The 17,174-nt window shown below is 63.0% G+C and carries 12 protein-coding genes; 4 read left to right on the plus strand and 8 right to left on the minus strand.

Annotated elements, in window-relative coordinates; translation table 11 throughout:
* Window positions 1–58: 58 nt before the first annotated feature.
* Both J5M57_RS05060 and J5M57_RS05065 read left to right on the plus strand, forming a co-directional pair.
* Entirely contained in the window at window positions 59–2,587 is a 2,529-nt protein-coding gene (locus J5M57_RS05060) for a sulfite reductase flavoprotein subunit alpha (protein ID WP_207847834.1), read from the plus strand.
* A gap of 435 nt (window positions 2,588–3,022) precedes the next feature.
* Window positions 3,023–3,424, plus strand: a complete 402-nt coding sequence (locus J5M57_RS05065) for an endonuclease domain-containing protein (RefSeq protein WP_169843073.1) — start codon at window positions 3,023–3,025, stop codon at window positions 3,422–3,424.
* Window positions 3,425–3,440: 16 nt separating this feature from the next.
* Here the strand turns inward: J5M57_RS05065 and J5M57_RS05070 are convergent, their stop codons facing one another.
* From J5M57_RS05070 to ptsP, 4 genes are all read right to left on the minus strand, one after another.
* Window positions 3,441–4,982, minus strand: coding sequence for an alkaline phosphatase D family protein (locus J5M57_RS05070; protein ID WP_207847768.1), 1,542 nt, complete (start codon window positions 4,980–4,982; stop codon window positions 3,441–3,443).
* A gap of 164 nt (window positions 4,983–5,146) precedes the next feature.
* Window positions 5,147–6,880, minus strand: a complete 1,734-nt coding sequence (locus tag J5M57_RS05075; protein WP_207847769.1) for a PTS fructose-like transporter subunit IIB — start codon at window positions 6,878–6,880, stop codon at window positions 5,147–5,149.
* An 11-nt stretch (window positions 6,881–6,891) separates the two neighbouring features.
* Complete coding sequence (gene pfkB, locus J5M57_RS05080) at window positions 6,892–7,833, minus strand: 1-phosphofructokinase (protein ID WP_083367039.1); 942 nt, start codon at window positions 7,831–7,833, stop codon at window positions 6,892–6,894.
* A complete protein-coding gene (gene ptsP, locus J5M57_RS05085; RefSeq protein ID WP_064585928.1) occupies window positions 7,833–10,694 on the minus strand; it encodes a phosphoenolpyruvate--protein phosphotransferase in 2,862 nt (953 codons plus the stop codon). Before ptsP ends, pfkB begins: the two co-directional genes overlap by 1 nt.
* 305 nt (window positions 10,695–10,999) lie before the next feature.
* On the opposite strand from ptsP, the gene cra reads away from it, so the two are divergent.
* Window positions 11,000–11,995 carry a catabolite repressor/activator gene (gene cra / locus J5M57_RS05090; protein WP_169843068.1) on the plus strand — a complete coding sequence of 332 codons (996 nt, stop codon included), beginning with the start codon at window positions 11,000–11,002 and terminating at the stop codon, window positions 11,993–11,995.
* A gap of 3 nt (window positions 11,996–11,998) precedes the next feature.
* Window positions 11,999–12,775 (plus strand): TatD family hydrolase, encoded by a 777-nt coding sequence (locus tag J5M57_RS05095; RefSeq protein WP_207847770.1) that lies wholly within the window; start codon window positions 11,999–12,001, stop codon window positions 12,773–12,775.
* On the opposite strand, the gene J5M57_RS05100 is transcribed toward J5M57_RS05095, so the two are convergent.
* The 4 genes from J5M57_RS05100 to ampD form a co-directional block, all read right to left on the minus strand.
* Window positions 12,776–13,165: a hypothetical protein gene (locus tag J5M57_RS05100; RefSeq protein ID WP_064585925.1), complete on the minus strand. Its 390-nt coding sequence runs from the start codon at window positions 13,163–13,165 to the stop codon at window positions 12,776–12,778.
* Between the two features lie 278 nt (window positions 13,166–13,443).
* On the minus strand, window positions 13,444–15,474 hold the full coding sequence (locus J5M57_RS05105; protein WP_207847771.1) for a methyl-accepting chemotaxis protein: 2,031 nt from the start codon (window positions 15,472–15,474) through the stop codon (window positions 13,444–13,446).
* Window positions 15,475–15,761: 287 nt separating this feature from the next.
* Entirely contained in the window at window positions 15,762–16,601 is an 840-nt protein-coding gene (gene ampE / locus J5M57_RS05110; protein ID WP_207847772.1) for a regulatory signaling modulator protein AmpE, read from the minus strand.
* Complete coding sequence (gene ampD / locus J5M57_RS05115) at window positions 16,598–17,158, minus strand: 1,6-anhydro-N-acetylmuramyl-L-alanine amidase AmpD (protein ID WP_207847773.1); 561 nt, start codon at window positions 17,156–17,158, stop codon at window positions 16,598–16,600. Before ampD ends, ampE begins: the two co-directional genes overlap by 4 nt.
* Window positions 17,159–17,174: the final 16 nt, after the last annotated feature.

Here is a 17,174-nt window from a genome sequence, read left to right on the forward strand (position 1 = left end):
GATCACCCACGGCATAATGCGCGCCGTGAAACCAATTTTCGAACGGACGGCGAGTGACGTGTTGAAGAAAACCCTGTTCCAGCTGCACTGGTTTTTTGGCATCACTGCCGGGCTGGTGCTGGCCCTGATGGGCATTACCGGTGCCGCCTATTCGTTCCAGGACGAAATCCTGCGAGCGCTGAACCCGTCGGTGCTGCAGGTGGAAAAACAGGTCGCCGGCGTCCTGCCGCCGGTCGAACTGGTGGAGCACATTGAAGCGACGTCCGGCAAAAAGGTCGCGATGCTCTGGGTCGAGACCGACAGCGGCAACGCTGCACGCGTCTACTTCACTCCGCCCAAAGGCGAACGCCGTGGCGAGATGCGCTACTTCGACCCGTACACCGGCGAGTTCATGGGCGATGCCGTGGGCCAGGACTTCTTCGGCCTGATGCTGCAACTGCACCGCTTCCTTGCCATGGGCGACACCGGGCGCAACATCACCGGCGCGTGCACCCTGATCCTGTTGTTCTTCTGCCTCTCCGGGCTGTATCTGCGCTGGCCACGGCAGTGGAACAGCTGGCGCGTGTGGCTGACCCTCGACTGGAAGAAAAAGGGCCGCAGCTTCAATTGGGACCTGCACTCGGTAGCCGGCACCTGGTGTTTGCTGGTGTATCTGCTGCTGGCGTTGACCGGGTTGTCCTGGTCCTACGAGTGGTACAACAAAGGCCTGACCAAACTGTTGTCCGACGCGCCGCAAAACGAACGCGTGCGCGGTGGTCGCGGTCCGGCACCGGAAGGCCCGGCTCCGACCGCCGACTACGCGGCGATGTGGAGCAGCATCTACAGCGCCGCCGGCCCGGGCCTGTCCGCCTACAACATCCGCATGCCGGCCGTGGCCGGGCAACCGGCGACCGTGTTCTACCTGCTCGACAGCTCACCGCATGATCGCGCGTTGAACCAGATCACCCTCGACCCGGCCACCGGCGTGGTCAACCGGGTCGACCGCTACGCCGACAAGAGTTTCAAGGCGCAACTGCTGACCAGCATTTACGCGCTGCACGTTGGCAGCTATTTCGGCCTCGTCGGACGGATCATCATCACCCTCGCGGCGGTGTGCATGCCGCTGTTTTTCATCACCGGCTGGTTGCTGTACCTGGACCGTCGGCGCAAGAAAAAACAGATTCAGGACGCACGCAAAGGCCTCGAACCACCGGCCGGCAACGCTCCCGGATGGCTGATCGGTTTCGCCAGCCAGAGCGGGTTTGCCGAACAACTGGCGTGGCAGACCGCCGGCCAATTGCAGGCCGCAGGGTTGCCGGTGAAGGTGCAGCCACTGGCGGATGTCAGCGCGCAGGATCTGCGTGAATCGAACAACGCACTGTTCGTGGTCAGCACCTTCGGCGACGGCGAGGCACCGGACAGCGCTCGCGGTTTCGAACGCAAGGTGCTGCGCAACGCCGCTAGCCTCGAGGGCCTGAACTACGCCGTACTCGGCCTGGGTGATCGCCAGTATGCGCACTTCTGCGGTTTCGCCCGACGCCTGCATCAATGGCTGAGCGAGCAAGGCGGCAAGACCCTGTTCGCCCCGGTCGAAGTCGACAGCGGCGATCCGTACGCCCTGCGTCACTGGCAGACTCAACTCGGGCTGCTCACCGGACAGACACCGGTCGACACCTGGCAAGCGCCGAGCTATGAGAACTGGACGCTGGTGCGCCGCGAACTGATAAACCCCGACAGCAGCGGCTCGCCGGTCTACCTGTTGGGCCTGAGCGCACCGAGCACCAGCAGCTGGCTGGCCGGCGACCTGGTGGAAGTGCTGCCGCGCAATTGCGCGTGGGCGGTCGAGCACTTCCTCGACGGCCTCGGCATTCGTGGCGAAACCCGGGTGACGATCAACGGCCTCGAAGAGCCGCTGGAAGTGGCCCTCGCCTCACGCCAATTGCCTGAACACCGCGCGCATCTGGTCGGCCTGCACGCGCAGGCGCTGGTGGATGCGATGGTGCCGTTGGCGATGCGCGAGTACTCGATTGCCTCGATCGCCGCTGACGGTGTGCTGGAGCTGATCGTGCGTCAGGAACAGCACCCCGATGGCCGCCTGGGCATCGCTTCCGGCTGGCTGACCGAACACGCCGCGGTCGGCGGCAACATCAGCCTGCGCGTGCGCCGCAACAGCGGCTTCCACCTGCCGAATGAACCCGTGCCGATGATTCTGCTGGGTAACGGCACCGGCCTCGCCGGGTTGCGCAGCCTGCTCAAGGCACGGATCGCCGACGGTCAACAGCGCCACTGGCTGTTGTTCGGCGAACGCAATCGCCGGCACGATTTCCTTTGCCGGGCGGAGCTGGAAGAGTGGTTGATCAACGGCGATCTGGCACGCCTGGACCTCGCGTTTTCCCGTGACCAGGCGCAGAAAATTTACGTCCAGGATCGTCTGCGTGAATCCGCTGACGAGCTGAGGCAATGGCTGGCCGACGGTGCAGTGATCTACATCTGCGGCAGCCTTCAAGGCATGGCTTCTGGCGTGGATCAGGCACTCAACGACATCCTCGGCGCCGCCGAAGTCGAGCGCCTGATCGAACAGGGGCGCTACCGCCGGGATGTTTATTGACTCAGCCAAAGAGCCCCTCACCCTAACCCTCTCCCCGAGGGAGAGGGGACTGATTGGGGGATGGCGGATAAATACGCTGACATGAACGCTCCGCGCTGAATCCAGAAAGCTCCAGATCTCTCAACTCGAAGGCTCGATAATCGACTCGGTCTTTCAGGTCGATGTACAACTCGACACAACTCCGTAGGCTCCCTCTCCCTCCGGGAGAGGGGACTGATTGGGGGATGGTGGATAAATACGCTGACATGAACGCTCCGCGCTGAATCCAGAAAGCTCCAGATCTCTCAACTCGAAGGCTCGATAATCGACTCGGTCTTTCAGGTCGATGTACAACTCGACACAACTCCGTAGGCTCCCTCTCCCTCCAGGAGAGGGCTGGGGTGAGGGTTCTGGTCTACAGTGAAAATCCCAGCCACTTCACAAGGACCGTGAAGCATGCAAACTCGCCCCACTCTCGCTCGATTCGCCCGCCATTTACGCGCCAACCAAACCGATTGCGAACAACTGCTCTGGCAAAAGCTTCGTTCACGGCAGACTGCCAATCTCAAATTCCGCAGGCAGGTTCCGTGTCCGCCCTACGTGCTGGACTTTTACTGTGTCGAGCTGAAACTGGCGATTGAGCTGGACGGCGGTCAACACTACGAAACGATGGGCTTGATCCACGATCAACGTCGGACGCTTTTTCTGGAACGTCAAGGCATTGAAGTTGTACGGTTCAGTAATCTTGAAGTGATGCAGCAGATGGATGATGTGCTGGAGCAAATCACAAGAATTGCGGCGAATCGCAAAATGCCCTCACCCTCCAGGCGGTCCGAGATTTCGGGAGGGCCGGGGTGAGGGTTGTTTTTGATCTTCAGACGGGCTGCAACTTCTGCTCGAATACCGCAACACCATTCAAATCCCGCAACACCACACTCATCTCCCCGCTCTGCCCCTCGATATTCACCTCGCCAAAAAACTGAAACCCGGCAAACGGTGAAGCATTCTGGGTCGGCGGCGCCTTCTGGAACACCACTTCCGGGCCAAAGGTCTTGTCCAGTGGGTTGGGCCCGAAACTCCCGGCATTCAGCGGCCCGGCGACAAACTCCCAGAACGGTTCGAAATCCTGAAACGCGGCGCGATCGGGGTGGTAGTGATGCGCCGCGCAGTAATGCACGTCCGCCGTCAGAAACACGAAGTTGCGCACCTGCTGCGCCCGCAGAAAACCGAGCAGCTCGGCAACTTCCAACTCGCGCCCCTGAGCCGGGCCAGGATCACCGTTGGCCACGGCTTCCCAGCGCGCCACGCCCGGGCTGACTTCACCGTCCGGCACACCGAGGCCGATCGGCATGTCGGCGGCGATCACCTTCCACTGCGCCTTGGAGTGTTTCAGCCCACGCTTGAGCCAGTCCAGTTGCTCACGCCCAAGGAACGGCTTGGCCGCGCCGAGATTGTCGTCGTTGGCGCCGCGATAGCTGCGCATGTCGAGCACGAACACATCGAGCATCGGCCCGTAACTGAGCTTGCGATAAATCCGCCCACCACCGTCGGCCGCCTGCAAACGCATCGGTGAATATTCCAGCCAGGCCTTGCGCGCACGACCGACCAGGGTGTGGATATCTTTTTCCTGATAACGCTCGTCGAGCTGCTTGCCCGGCGACCAGTTGTTGACCACTTCGTGGTCGTCCCACTGCCAGATCTGCGGCACTTCGGCGTTGAAGCGGCGGATGTTTTCGTCCATCAGGTTGTAGCGGTAATTGCCGCGATAGTCGTCCAGGGTCTGCGCGACTTTGCTCTTGGCTTCGGTGGTGAGGTTGCGCCAGACGCGGCCACCTTCGGTGGTCAGTTGCGCCGGTACGGGGCCGTCGGCGTAGATGGTGTCGCCGCTGTGGATAAAGAAGTCCGGCAGGCGCAGACGCATGGATTCGTAGATGCGCATGCCGCCGATGTCCGGGTTGATGCCGAAACCCTGGCCGACGGTGTCACCGCTCCAGACGAAACGGATGTTACGCCGCGCCGTCGGTGCGCTGCGCAAGTGACCGAGCCACGGTTCGCTGGCGACGCCGGTTTGCGCGTCTTTGAAATATACGCGATAGAAAATCGCCTGATCGGCGGGCAGCCCGGTCAGTTCAACCCGGGCGGTGAAATCGGTGCGCGCGTCGGCCAATGGCGAGACGACCCGGCGCGGGTGGCGAAACTGGCTGCGGGTGTCCCACTCGACCACCATCCGCGCCGGACGGTCGCTGCGGCTCCAGATCATCGCGCGGTCGCCCTGCAGGTCACCGGATTGCACGCCGTCAGTCAGTTGCGGCCGATCCTTGACCGACGCGATCACTGCCGGCGCCAGCCCCGGCATCAGCAGCCCGGCACCCACCACTTGCATGACCCGCCGACGCCCCGGATTGAAATCGCTCATGCTGTTCTCCCTGGAAAAAGGAAAACTTAAGCACGGCTGTGTGAACTCGCCATGACACTGGCTCTTGTAGGAGTGAGCCTGCTCGCGATGGCGGTGTTTCCGTCAACATTGATGTATTAGACAGAGTGCAATCGCGAGCAGGCTCACTCCTACAGAGATCGGTGTCAGGCTTTGGCGGGTTCCATCGCCAGCTCGACAGCCTCGGGCCGTTTGACCAGCGCATACACCACCGCCGTGAGCAGACTCCCCGCGACAATCGCCAGCAGATACAACAACGCATGATTGATCGCATTCGGGATCGCCAGCACAAACAGGCCACCGTGCGGCGCCATCAGTTTGCAGCCGAAATACATCGACAGGGCGCCGGTCAACGCACCGCCAGCGATGCTCGCCGGGATCACCCGCAGCGGGTCCTTGGCGGCAAACGGAATCGCCCCTTCGGAGATGAAGCACAGCCCCAGCACCAGCGCCGCTTTACCGGCCTCGCGCTCGGTCTGGGCGAACTTGCGCCGGGCGATGAAGGTGGCGATGCCCAGCCCGATCGGCGGCACCATGCCGGCGGCCATGGTCGCGGCCATCGGCGCATAACTCTGCGAGGCCAGCAGGCCCACCGAGAACGCATACGCGGCTTTGTTGATCGGGCCGCCGAGGTCGACGCACATCATGCCGCCGAGCAATACGCCGAGCAGGATCGCGTTGGTGGTGCCCATGCTGTCGAGGAAATGCGTGAGCGCCGCGAGCATGCCGGCGACCGGTTTGCCCACCACGTAGATCATCACCAGCCCGGTGAACAGGCTGGCGAACAGCGGGATGATCAGAATCGGTTTCAGCGCTTCAAGACTCTGCGGCAAGGCGACATAACGACTGATGGCCTTGGCCGCATACCCGGCAATAAACCCGGCGACGATACCGCCGATGAACCCTGCCCCCAGCGTACTGGCGAGCAAACCGCCGATCATCCCCGGCGCCAGGCCCGGACGGTCGGCGATCGAATAGGCGATGTAACCGGCGAGCAGCGGCACCATCAGCTTGAACGCAGTCTCGCCGCCGATCTGCATCAGCGCCGCCGCCAGCGTGCCTTCTTCCTTGAACGCGGTGATGCCGAAGACGAACGACAACGCGATCATCAAACCACCGGCCACCACCATCGGCAGCATGAACGACACACCGGTCAGCAGGTGTTTGTAGACACCGGTTTTCTCCTGCTTGGCCGGTGCCTTGCCGTCACTCGCGGCGCTCTCCACCTGAGCTTCGGCGAGGGCTTTTTTCAGTGTCGCTTCGGACTGCTTGAGCGCAATGCCGGTGCCGCAACGGTAGATCTTCTTGCCGGCGAAACGCTCGGTGGCAACTTCGATGTCGGCCGCCAGCAACACCACGTCCGCCTCGGCAATCGCCGTGGCGCTGAGCGGGGTTTTCGCGCCGACCGAACCCTGGGTTTCGACGTGCAGTTCATAGCCCAGACGCTTGGCCGTCTGCTGCAACGCCTCGGCCGCCATGAAGGTATGGGCGACGCCGGTCGGGCACGCGGTGATCGCGACGATGCGCGGCGCACGTAGCGCAGCGGGCGCCGGGGCAGCGTCAGAGGCGACGTACACTTCAGCCTCTTGCGCCCCCCGGCGCAGCACCGCTTCCACATCCTGCAGCGCTTGCGCCGGGGCAATGCGGAACACGCGCTTGCCGACGAAACGCGTCATGTCGATGTCGCCGGTGACCACCAGCAGCACCCACTCCGCCGCCGCAATGGTCGCGGCCGACAGTTCACGTTCCGGGTGCGCCGCATCCACCACTTCAACGCTGGTGCTCCAGCCCTGACGCTGGGCTGCCGCGTCGAGCAGACGGGCGCACAGCACACTGGTGACCATGCCGTTCGGGCAGGCCGTGACAATGGCTAACTTCATGACAAACCCTCTTATTGTTCTGTCAGGGGACGCACGCGCACGCCCTGTTCGAGCCGCGCCAGTTGCGCGGTGTCGTTGATGCCAAAACCGATCTGCGTCACCGCCATCGCGGCAATCGCCGTGGCGCTGCGCAAGGTCTGCTCGGGCGTATCGGCGCTGAGCAGACCGTGGAGCATGCCGGCCAGCAACGAGTCACCAGCACCCACCGTGCTGGCGACCGTCACCTTGGGCGGTGTGGCATGCAGCGCCGCACCGACGCTGAACCAGTTCACGCCATCGGCACCATGGGAAATCACCACATGCTCGATGCCCTTGGCGTGCAAGCACGCCGCCGCCTGTGCTTCGGCAGCGTGCGAGACCACATCGCAATCCAGCGCATCGGCGAGTTCTTCGGTGTTCGGCTTGATCAGCCACGGGCGCGCTTCAATGGCCGCGCGCAAGGCTTCGCCGCTGCTGTCGAGGGCAACTTTCAGGCCGAGTTCGTTCAGCCGTTCGATCAGCTCGCGCAACCACTGCGCGGTGACGCCACGCGGCAAACTGCCGGCCACCACCACCGCGTCATGCCCCGGTGCAATCTGCACCAGACGATCGAGCAGCGCCTGCTGGGCCGCCGCGTCGACCACCGGCCCCGGGCCGTTGATGTCGGTGATGCGCCCGTCGTGCTCGGCGACCTTGATGTTGCTGCGCGTCTCGCCCGGCACGCGGATGAACGCGTCGACAAAGCCGCGCTTGGCGAACAAGGTTTCGAAGGCCTGCAGATTGTCTTCGCCGAGAAAACCGCTGACCGTCAGTTGATGCCCGAGGTCCGCGAGCACCTGGGCGACGTTTACGCCCTTGCCGGCAGCATGGGTGTGCATCTCGTCGCTGCGGTTGACCTGACCGGCCTCCAGGCGCGGCAGCTCGACCGTGAGGTCCAGCGCCGGGTTGAGGGTCAGGGTGAGAATCTTGGCCATTACAGGGCCTCCACTAATGCACGCACTTCGTTCGCGCTGCCCACGATGAGGGCGTGTTGAGCAAGGGTTTGCGCCTGGGTCAGGCTGAGTTCGCGGATGCGCGCCTTGACCTCGGCGATGCTGCGCCCGGACACGCTCAGCTCATCGACGCCGAGGCCGACCAGCACCGGCACCGCCAGCGGATCTGCTGCCAGCTCGCCGCACACGCCGACCCATTTGCCATGGGCATGCGCGGCGCGCACGGTGATGTCGATCAATTGCAGCACCGCCGGGTGCAGGCCATCGGCCTGGGCCGAGAGCGTCGGGTGCCCCCGGTCGATGGCCAGGGTGTATTGCGTCAGGTCGTTGGTGCCGACGCTGAAGAAATCGACTTCTTTCGCCAACACCGGCGCCAGCAAGGCCGCGGACGGCACTTCGATCATGATCCCCAGTTGCAGGTCCGCAACCGGGATTTCCAGGCGCAGACGCTCGGTCATGTCGCGGGCCTGACGCCATTCTTCGACGCTGCCGACCATCGGGAACATGATGCGCAACGGCCGGTTGTCCGCCGAACGCAGCAACGCGCGCAGTTGCGCTTCCATGACCTGCGGACGCTGCAACGTGAGGCGAATGCCGCGCACGCCGAGGAACGGGTTTTCTTCCTTGGCGATCGGCCAATACGGCAGCGGTTTGTCGCCGCCGACGTCCAGCGTGCGCACCACCAGCGGCCGGCCGGCGAGGCCATCGAGGACGCGGCGGTATTCGGCTTCCTGAGTAGCCTCGTCCGGCGCCTGCGGGTGAGCCATGAAAATCAGTTCGGTGCGCAGCAGACCAATGCCTTCGGCGCCCTGCTCCACCGCAGCGCTGACCCCGGCGCTTTCGCCGATGTTGGCGAACACTTCCACGGCGTGGCCGTCGGTGGTGTGCGCCGGTTGGTGGCGTTGTTCGGCGGCAGCCTTGAGGCGCTGCTCACGGGTGTCGCGTTCTTCGGCGGCGCGTTGCAGGGTCGCGGCGTCGGCGTCGACGTGCAGGCGACCGCGCTGGCCGTCGAGCAGCAACGGCGTGCCCGGTTTGAGCAGCAACACCGCAGCACCGGCGCCCACCAGCGCCGGGATGCCCAAGGCACGGGCGACGATGGCGCTGTGTGCAGTGGCGCCGCCACGCGCGGTGAGAATCCCCGCGACGCGCGCCGGATCGAGTCGCGCCACGTCCGACGGGCCGACCTCGTCCATCACCAGAATGTACGGTTGCTCCGGTTCGCTCGGCGTCTGCACACCGCAGAGTTGCGCCAGCACCCGGCGCCCGATGTCACGCAGGTCCGCCGCCCGCTCAGCGAGCAACGCGTCCTGCAAAGATTCCTGTTGTCGGGCCGCCGCTTCGATCACTGCCATCCACGCCGCTTCGGCGCTTTCGCCTTGCTTGAGGCGGGTGTCGACTTCGTCGGTCAATTCCGGGTCGTCGAGCATTTCCTGGTGGGTGATGAAGATCTCGCGAATTGCCTTGGCTTTGCTGCGTTCGATCAAGCCCTGAATGTCGCGGCGCACATCGTCCAGCGCTTGCTTGAGGCGTTCACGCTCGATGGCGGCGGACTCACCGCGCAACGGGTAATCGATGGCTTGCTGCACCTGAATATGCGCCGGGCCGATGGCGATGCCCGGTGCCGCCGGAATCGCCTGCAACTGCGCGCCGGACGCCGGGGCGATCAGCACTTCGGCGATATCGGCAATGACTTCGCGTTGCTGGCTTACCGCTGGCAGCGGTTCGACTTCTTCACCCAGGCCTTCTTCGATGGCGGCCAAGAGCGCCGGCAAAGCGTCGGCGGCGATGCTCGGTTCAGCGATCAACTCCAGCACCTGACCGCGACGGGCACCGAGGCTGAGCAGCTTGCTCAGGCTCTTCACCGACACGGCGCTGTCCTGGCTGTCGACGATGCGCACGCGGATTTCGCCGTCGAAACTCTTCGCCAGTTGCGCGAGGATCTTCGCCGGGCGTGCGTGCAGACCGTGGGCGTTGGCCAGCGCGATGCGGGCGCTCGGCCAGTCGGCGGGCAGTTCGCCGCCAAGCACTTCGAGGACTTTGCGGCTGCTGGTGGCGCGGCCCAATTCATGGCCACGACCTTCAATCAACAACGCGCACAGACGTTCAAGCAAGGCCTGATGCGCTTCACCGAGACTGGCCAGACAGAACAGACCGCTGAGCGGCTGGCCGAGGTAGCGCATCGGTTTGTCCGGGGTGACGAAGGCCAGGCCCGGACGCTTCACGGTTTGTTCGCTGTGCAGCCACCACAGGCCATCGCCCAGCGGCAGCGCTTCGACTTGCTGCAATACGCCGGCAAAGCCGTTGCTCACACAATCGGCCTGACGCAGCAGACGCGCGCCACGCCAGACCAGTTCTTCGAAATCATCTGCCGACACGCCGAGACCGATCATCTGGGCATCCAGCGCCAATTCCTGCGGTGCGCCTTGCAGCAGTTTCAACAGCGCTTCCGGGGAGCTGGCGCGGCGCAGGGCTTGGCCCAGATCGGTCTCGCCGAGGGCGCGGGTCAGCAGTTGCAGCAGGCGCAAGTGTTCGTCGGATTTGGCGGCGATGCCGATCGCCAGATAAACGATCTGCCCATCGCCCCAATCCACGCCCTCGGGAAACTGCATCAGGCGCACGCCGGTGGCGAATACCTGATCGCGGGTCTCGGGCGTACCGTGGGGGATGGCAATACCTTGACCGAGAAAGGTCGAGCCCTGGGCTTCCCGGGCCTGCAAGCCGGCGAGGTAGCCATCGGCGACCAGACCATCGGCCACCAGGTGATTGGCGAGCAATTGCAGGGCGGCGGGTTTATCCACGGCCGATTGGCCCATGGATATCTGCTCTATAGTGAGCTCGAGCATGCGATCTCCTTTTTGGCACATGGATGCGCCAGGTATTGTTTTGAATAGTCACAGCTTAGGCGCTGGTCAGCCTGCTTTTCAGCGGCAGTTTTGGCGGTTTCGCGGCAGAACCGGCCAAAGGCGTCTAAAACGTAGAAAATACGCTTGCTGAAACGTTTAATCTAGATTGATCGGCACGTTACTCGATAATGTCTCATCCTTGAAGTCCAACTTGTCGGATGCGCTGCGACAATAGTCGCCTGCCCTAATCGGGTAGGATTGGCGAAAATGTCGGGGCTAGCTCGAAAAAACAAGGAAATACCGGGTTGAAACTCAGTGATATCGCGCGGTTGGCCGGAGTGTCCGTGACCACCGCCAGCTACGTCATCAACGGCAAGGCCGAACAGCAACGCATCAGCACCGCGACCGTCGAGCGGGTGCGTGCGGTGGTCGAGCAGCACGGCTTCACGCCCAATCCACAAGCGGCCGGGCTGCGCAGTCGGCACACGCGCACCTTGGGGTTCATCCTGCCGGACCTGGAAAACCCCAGTTACGCGCGGATCGCCAAACTGCTGGAACAAGGTGCCCGGGCGCGCGGCTATCAGCTGCTGATCGCTAGTTCCGACGATGCGCCGGACAGCGAGCGCCAGTTGCTGCAACTGTTCCGCGCCCGCCGCTGCGATGCGCTGATCGTCGCCAGTTGCCTGCCGGCCGGTGACGACAGCTACCGTCAATTGCAGGCCAAGGGGCTGCCGATCATCGCCATCGACCGGGTCATGGAACCGGAGCATTTCTGCTCGGTGATCAGTGATGACCGTGAAGCCAGCCTGCACCTGACCCAAAGCCTGCTCGACCCGCAGCCGAAACAGATCGTGCTGCTCGGCGCGCGACCGGAACTGAGCATCAGCCAGGAACGTGCCGCCGGGTTCAAGCAAGCCTTGGTCGATTTCAAAGGCGAAGTGCTGGTCGAGCACGCCGAATCCTTCAGCCGCGAGTGCGGCAAGCAGTTGATGGAAGAACTCCTGCAGCGTCTGGGGCATTTGCCGGATGCGCTGGTGACCACCTCCTACGTGCTGCTGCAAGGCGTGTTCGATGCACTGCATGACTTCCCGCTCAAGTCCCGTCCGCTGCGCCTCGGCACCTTCGGTGACACGCAGTTGCTGGACTTCCTGCCGCTGCCAGTCAACGCCATGGCCCAGCAGCACCAGTTGATCGCCGACAAGGCGCTGGAACTGGCGCTGGCCGCCGTCGAGCAATCCGAATACGAGCCCGGTGTGCAGGCCATCGCCCGTACCTTCAAGCAGCGTATTCACCGGGACTGAACCGTGGAGCTGATCGACAGCCACACCCACCTCGACTTCCCCGACTTCGACGCCGACCGTTCGGCGTTGCTTGCCCAAAGCCGTGCCCTCGGGGTACGGCGGATGGTGGTGCTGGGGGTCCATGAGGGCAACTGGCAACGGGTGTGGGATCTGGTGCAGGGCGATGCCGAGCTGTACGCGGCATTCGGTCTGCACCCGGTGTACCTCGAGCAGCATCGCCCGCAGGATCTGACCGCGTTGGGCGACTGGCTGACCCGCCTGCACGGCCATCGGCAGTTGTGCGCGGTGGGCGAGATCGGTCTGGATTACTTCATCGAAACCCTCGACCGCGAACGCCAGCAGACGCTGTTCGACGCGCAGCTGCAACTGGCGGCGGACTTCGAGCTGCCGGCGCTGATCCACGTGCGCCGCAGCCACGCGGCGGTGATTGCCACGCTCAAGCGCTTCAAGCTCAAACGCGCCGGCATCATCCACGCCTTCGCCGGCAGCCGTGAAGAGGCGCGCGAATACATCAAACTCGGTTTCAAACTCGGACTGGGTGGAGCACCGACCTGGCCGCAGGCGTTGCGCATGCATCGGGTGTTGGCGGATCTGCCGCTGGCGTCGATCGTGCTGGAAACCGATTCACCGGACATGGCCCCCGCGATGTTCCCCGGCCAGCGCAACAGCCCCGCGCACCTGCCGGCAATCTGCACGGCGCTCGCCGAACTGATGAAGATCAGCCCACAGCAACTGGCCGTCGCCAGCACCGCCAACAGTTGCGAAGTATTCGGCTGGTAATCAGTCGCCGTGAGCCTTGGCCGCGTCGAGGATCAAGGTCATGTGCTGGCGATGATGAACAAAGCGCAGCAGCGCGAAGTACACGAAAATCACGATCAGTGATGCGTTCAGCTGTTCAGTCACGCTGAGCAGCCCGATCCATTCCATGACCAGCGCCACCAGCAATGCGGTGCACACCGTCAGTGACGCACTGAAACGCAACAGTCCCAGCGAATCGAGAGATCGGAAGCGTTTGATCTGTTTCGGGCAGCGCAACTCCAGGCTTTTCTGGCAGTGCGCGCAGGTGAACGGTTCGTTGATCGCGATGGCATTCAGTTGCCACGGCTTGAGCCCTTGCGTGGTCTGGCAATGTGCACAACGGCCCTGGATTCCCAGGGTTGCAACGGACATGAGCGGCCTCCTCGACGCAGTCAGCGGAACAGGGATACTGGCTCATTAATGACGAAAAGCCAGCCGTCGAAAGAAAACAGGATTTGGCTTACAAACGTAAGGATCAATGCATTACAAAATGTTCTGACATCACCCTTGCAGGCGTGAACCCTGTAGCGAGGGGATTCATCCCCGATGGACTGCGCAGCAGTCCCTGATCACTTACAGACATGAAGGGACGCTTCGCGTCCCATCGGGGATGAATCCCCTCACTACAGGGCCTTGCGCCGGGTCAGGATTCAGACGCGGAACGCGCTGATCAACTGCTTGAGCTCCACCACCTGCGCCGACAATGCCCGGCTGGCATCCTCGGTCTGATGCGCGCCTTGGGCCGTGCGCTCGCCGGCGCGGTTGATCTCGACGATGTTCTGGTCGATGTCGTGCGCCACGGCGGTCTGTTGCTCCACGGCAGCAGCGATCTGCTGGTTCTGGTCGACGATCATGCCCACCGCGCCGAGAATGTTTTCCAGCGCCTGCTGGACCTTTTCCGACTGCCCGACCGTGCCATTGGCCATCTGATGGCTGACACCCATGGCTTTCACTGCCGCGCCGACCCCACCGTGCAGCTTGGTGATCATCTGCTCGATTTCTTCGGTCGATTGCTGGGTGCGCTTGGCCAGGGTGCGCACCTCGTCCGCGACCACGGCAAAGCCACGCCCCTGCTCACCGGCGCGAGCGGCTTCGATGGCAGCGTTGAGCGCCAGCAGGTTGGTTTGCTCGGCGATGCTCTTGATCACTTCCAGCACGCGGCTGATCGACTGGCTGTCACTGGCCAGTTGATTGATTACCCGCACTGACTGATCGATCTCGCTGGCCAGCGCGGCAATACTGCCCTGCTGCGACTCGACCAGCCCGCGACCGCTGATGGTTTCGTCGTTGACGCTGTGGGCGCTGCTCACCGCCGCCGCTGCGCTGCGTGCCACTTCCAGCGAGGTCGCCGACATCTGGTTCATCGCCGTCGCCACTTGCTCGATCTGCGTGCGCTGTCCAGCCACCGCCTGATTGCTTTGTGCGGAGACATTTTCCACCTGCCCGGCCTGACGCTCGACTTCGCTCACGGTATGACCGACCCGTTCGATCAGGTCGTGGATCTTCCTCACCGTGCCATTGAACACCTCGCCCAGCTCGCCGAGTTCATCACGGCTCTGCGCGACGAAATTGACCGTCATGTCACCGGCCGCGACCTTGTCCATCATCGCGCCCAGACGTTTGAGCGTGGTACGGGTCGATGCGTAGAAACCGCCGTAGAGATAGAAAATCAGCACGAACACCACCGTCAACGCCACAGCCTGCAACAGCATGTGCGTACGGTTTTGCGCCAGGCGTTGCTGCAATTGGGTCTCGAGGAATTTCAGGGTCGCGTCGTTGAGCTGGTAGGTCATGTCCATCAACCCGGTGACCTGGTCGTAGAACGCCTGCCACGGGGTATCGAGGGTCTCGGCCACCACCACTTTCTCTTCGAACAGTTCGCTGGCCTGCTTGAGCGACGCCTTGCTGCTGTCGGCCTGAGCACTGAGGCCGGCGCGTGCGGCTTTGCTGGAGTCGAGGGCGTCCGCCAGTTTCAGGGCATATTCGGCCTGAAGTTTTTCGATCTGCGCCAGCAACTCGTCGAAACGGGTGCTCGACGAGCTGTTGAGAAAGCCCTGGCCCAACGAATACGAACCGATGGCGCGGCCTTCACCGAGGGTCTGGGTCACCGCCGGCGTAATGTTAGTCACCAGTTCGCTGAGCTGACGGATGTCGCCCTGATTGTCACGGCTCAGACCGGCCTGACTGGCGATGATCTGGCTGAAGATCTGCGCGTTGCCCAGCAGTTTGCCGATCATCCCGCTTTTGCTTTGCAGAGAATTTTCCGCTTGCTGGGCCTTGAACACGCTGATCATTTCATCGCGTTTGCCGTCGAACACCTTGATCTGCTCCGGATCCTCGGTCGTCGCCTTCAGCCCTTGCAGACGTGCGAGCACGGCTTGTTCCAGGCTGCTGATCTGCGCCTCGAGATTGTCGGCCTTGCCGGATTGGCCGAGGATGACGTTGATTTGCACCCGGTTATTGAGGGTTTCCAGATCCCGGCGCAGGGTCAGGCTGTTGCCCAGCAGGTCGAGGCTCTGCAACTCGACGCGAGTGCCCTGGAATTCGCGATAGGAATCGCGCACCAGATAGAAATTGGTCACCAGCATCGGCACCAGAAACAGCACGCTGATCAGGCTGAACTTCATGCCGAAGCTCAGACGGTTCATCAGCGAGACGGCGGGATAGAGCAAGCTCTTCACTGGAAGTCTCCCTTGGCTTTTCTTGTTTTTATTGGCAGGCGCGGGGCGACAGCAGATAGCCACTATCGGGCGCTGTCTCTGTATAGCTCAAATCGAGGGGAGGTTTTGTAACTTAAGGTTAACGACTGCCTGTGCAGATCGCTCACCCTGTGGCGAGGGAGCTTGCTCCCGCTCGGCTGCGCAGCAGACGCAAATCGCCTGGACGCGTTGTTAATGATGAACAGCGAGGGCGGCTTCGCCACCCAGCGGGAGCAAGCTCCCTCGCCACAATGAATTTCCCTGAGGGATCAGTGAATCAAGACTGTCCACAAGGCAAACCCGGCATACCACAGCACCGCCGCGCGCAGCAGCAGCTCCCACAGACAATCGAGGGTGTTGATGCCTTCCGGCCCGACCACCGGCGGCGGGATCTCGCCGGCAGCCAGCCCGACCTTGCTGATCAGGTGCGCCGCGCTGATGTTCCAGTTCAGCAGTTCGTGCAACATCACCCGGCTGACCGCGACGAAGTTGCCGACCAGGGCAAAGCTGGCAGCCAACAGACGCACCGGCACCCAGTCGAAGGCATGGCGCAACTGCCCCGCCCTTTCCACCACCGCCGGACTCTGCCCATGCTCTTGCGCCAGGGCCAGCAAGCGATAGGCCAGCGCCGCCACCGGACCGAGCACGAAATACCAGAAGATCACCGCGAAGAAGCTCTGATAGGCCTGCCACAAGAGGTGGCCCTGTACCTGATCCAGCAACTGCTCGCCGCTGTCGGCGCAGATGTCCAGGTCACGCTTGGCCACGTGTGCGGCGGCTTGCAGGTCTTCGCGGCGCCAGGCGTCACGGAACGGCCCGAGACCACCGAGCAGATCACCGCGCCCCAAGGCGTAAATCACCACCAGTAAGTGCACCGGCAAGGCCAGCAGGCCGTACGCCACCGGTTCCAGCACCAGCAGCAACAAGCCGAGCAGTGCCACCGGCAGCAACACCAGAATCGTCAGCACCAGCCACGGCCGCTGGGCCAGACGCGCGGTGCTTTCGAGTTTGTGCAGTTCGCGGATCCATCCGCCGTCGCGTTGAACCCGATGGCGCAGGGCCGAGAATTTCTCGATCCACAGCGCCAGCAGTAACACCAGAAAACTCATTGTCCTTCCTCTTGTGCCAGGGCGGCGCGGTAACGCGCCCAGTCGAATGCCGGGCCAGGATCGGTCTTGCGCCCGGGTGCGATGTCGCTGTGCCCGCAGATACGGGCGCCGGTGATAGCCGGAAATGCTGCTTGCAGCTGACGGGTCAGCGTGATCAATGCCTGATACTGCGCATCGGTAAAGGGCAGATCATCGGTGCCTTCGAGCTCGATGCCCACGGAAAAATCGTTACAGGTTTCGCGGCCTTCGAACATTGACACGCCAGCATGCCACGCCCGCTCAAGACAGGAGACAAACTGGGTGACGCTGCCGTCACGCTCGATCAGAAAATGCGCCGAGACGCGCAGGTCGGCGATCCCTGCAAAATACGGATGCTCGGTGACATCCAGGCGATTCTGGAAAAATTCCTGCACCTTGCCGGTGGCGAACTGCGCCGGCGGCAGGCTGATGTTGTGAATCACCAACAGGGAAATTTCGCCCGCAGGGCGTTCATTGAAGTTGGGCGATGGGCAGACCTGCACCCCGTGACACCACCCGCTAGCGGGATCCAACTGCATACCGATTCCTTCAACG

Source organism: Pseudomonas sp. 86_A (assembly GCF_017491705.1).
In the GTDB taxonomy this organism is placed as follows: domain Bacteria; phylum Pseudomonadota; class Gammaproteobacteria; order Pseudomonadales; family Pseudomonadaceae; genus Aquipseudomonas; species Aquipseudomonas koreensis.

Excerpts from the sequence above, each read along its gene's own strand:
- J5M57_RS05065 (WP_169843073.1), top strand. The coding sequence starts at position 3,023 with ATGCAAACTCGCCCCACTCTCGCTCGATTCGCCCGCCATTTACGCGCC.
- J5M57_RS05070 (WP_207847768.1), bottom strand. The coding sequence starts at position 4,982 with ATGAGCGATTTCAATCCGGGGCGTCGGCGGGTCATGCAAGTGGTGGGT.
- J5M57_RS05075 (WP_207847769.1), bottom strand. The coding sequence starts at position 6,880 with ATGAAGTTAGCCATTGTCACGGCCTGCCCGAACGGCATGGTCACCAGT.
- pfkB (WP_083367039.1), bottom strand. The coding sequence starts at position 7,833 with ATGGCCAAGATTCTCACCCTGACCCTCAACCCGGCGCTGGACCTCACG.
- ptsP (WP_064585928.1), bottom strand. The coding sequence starts at position 10,694 with ATGCTCGAGCTCACTATAGAGCAGATATCCATGGGCCAATCGGCCGTG.
- J5M57_RS05100 (WP_064585925.1), bottom strand. The coding sequence starts at position 13,165 with ATGTCCGTTGCAACCCTGGGAATCCAGGGCCGTTGTGCACATTGCCAG.
- ampE (WP_207847772.1), bottom strand. The coding sequence starts at position 16,601 with ATGAGTTTTCTGGTGTTACTGCTGGCGCTGTGGATCGAGAAATTCTCG.
- ampD (WP_207847773.1), bottom strand. The coding sequence starts at position 17,158 with ATGCAGTTGGATCCCGCTAGCGGGTGGTGTCACGGGGTGCAGGTCTGC.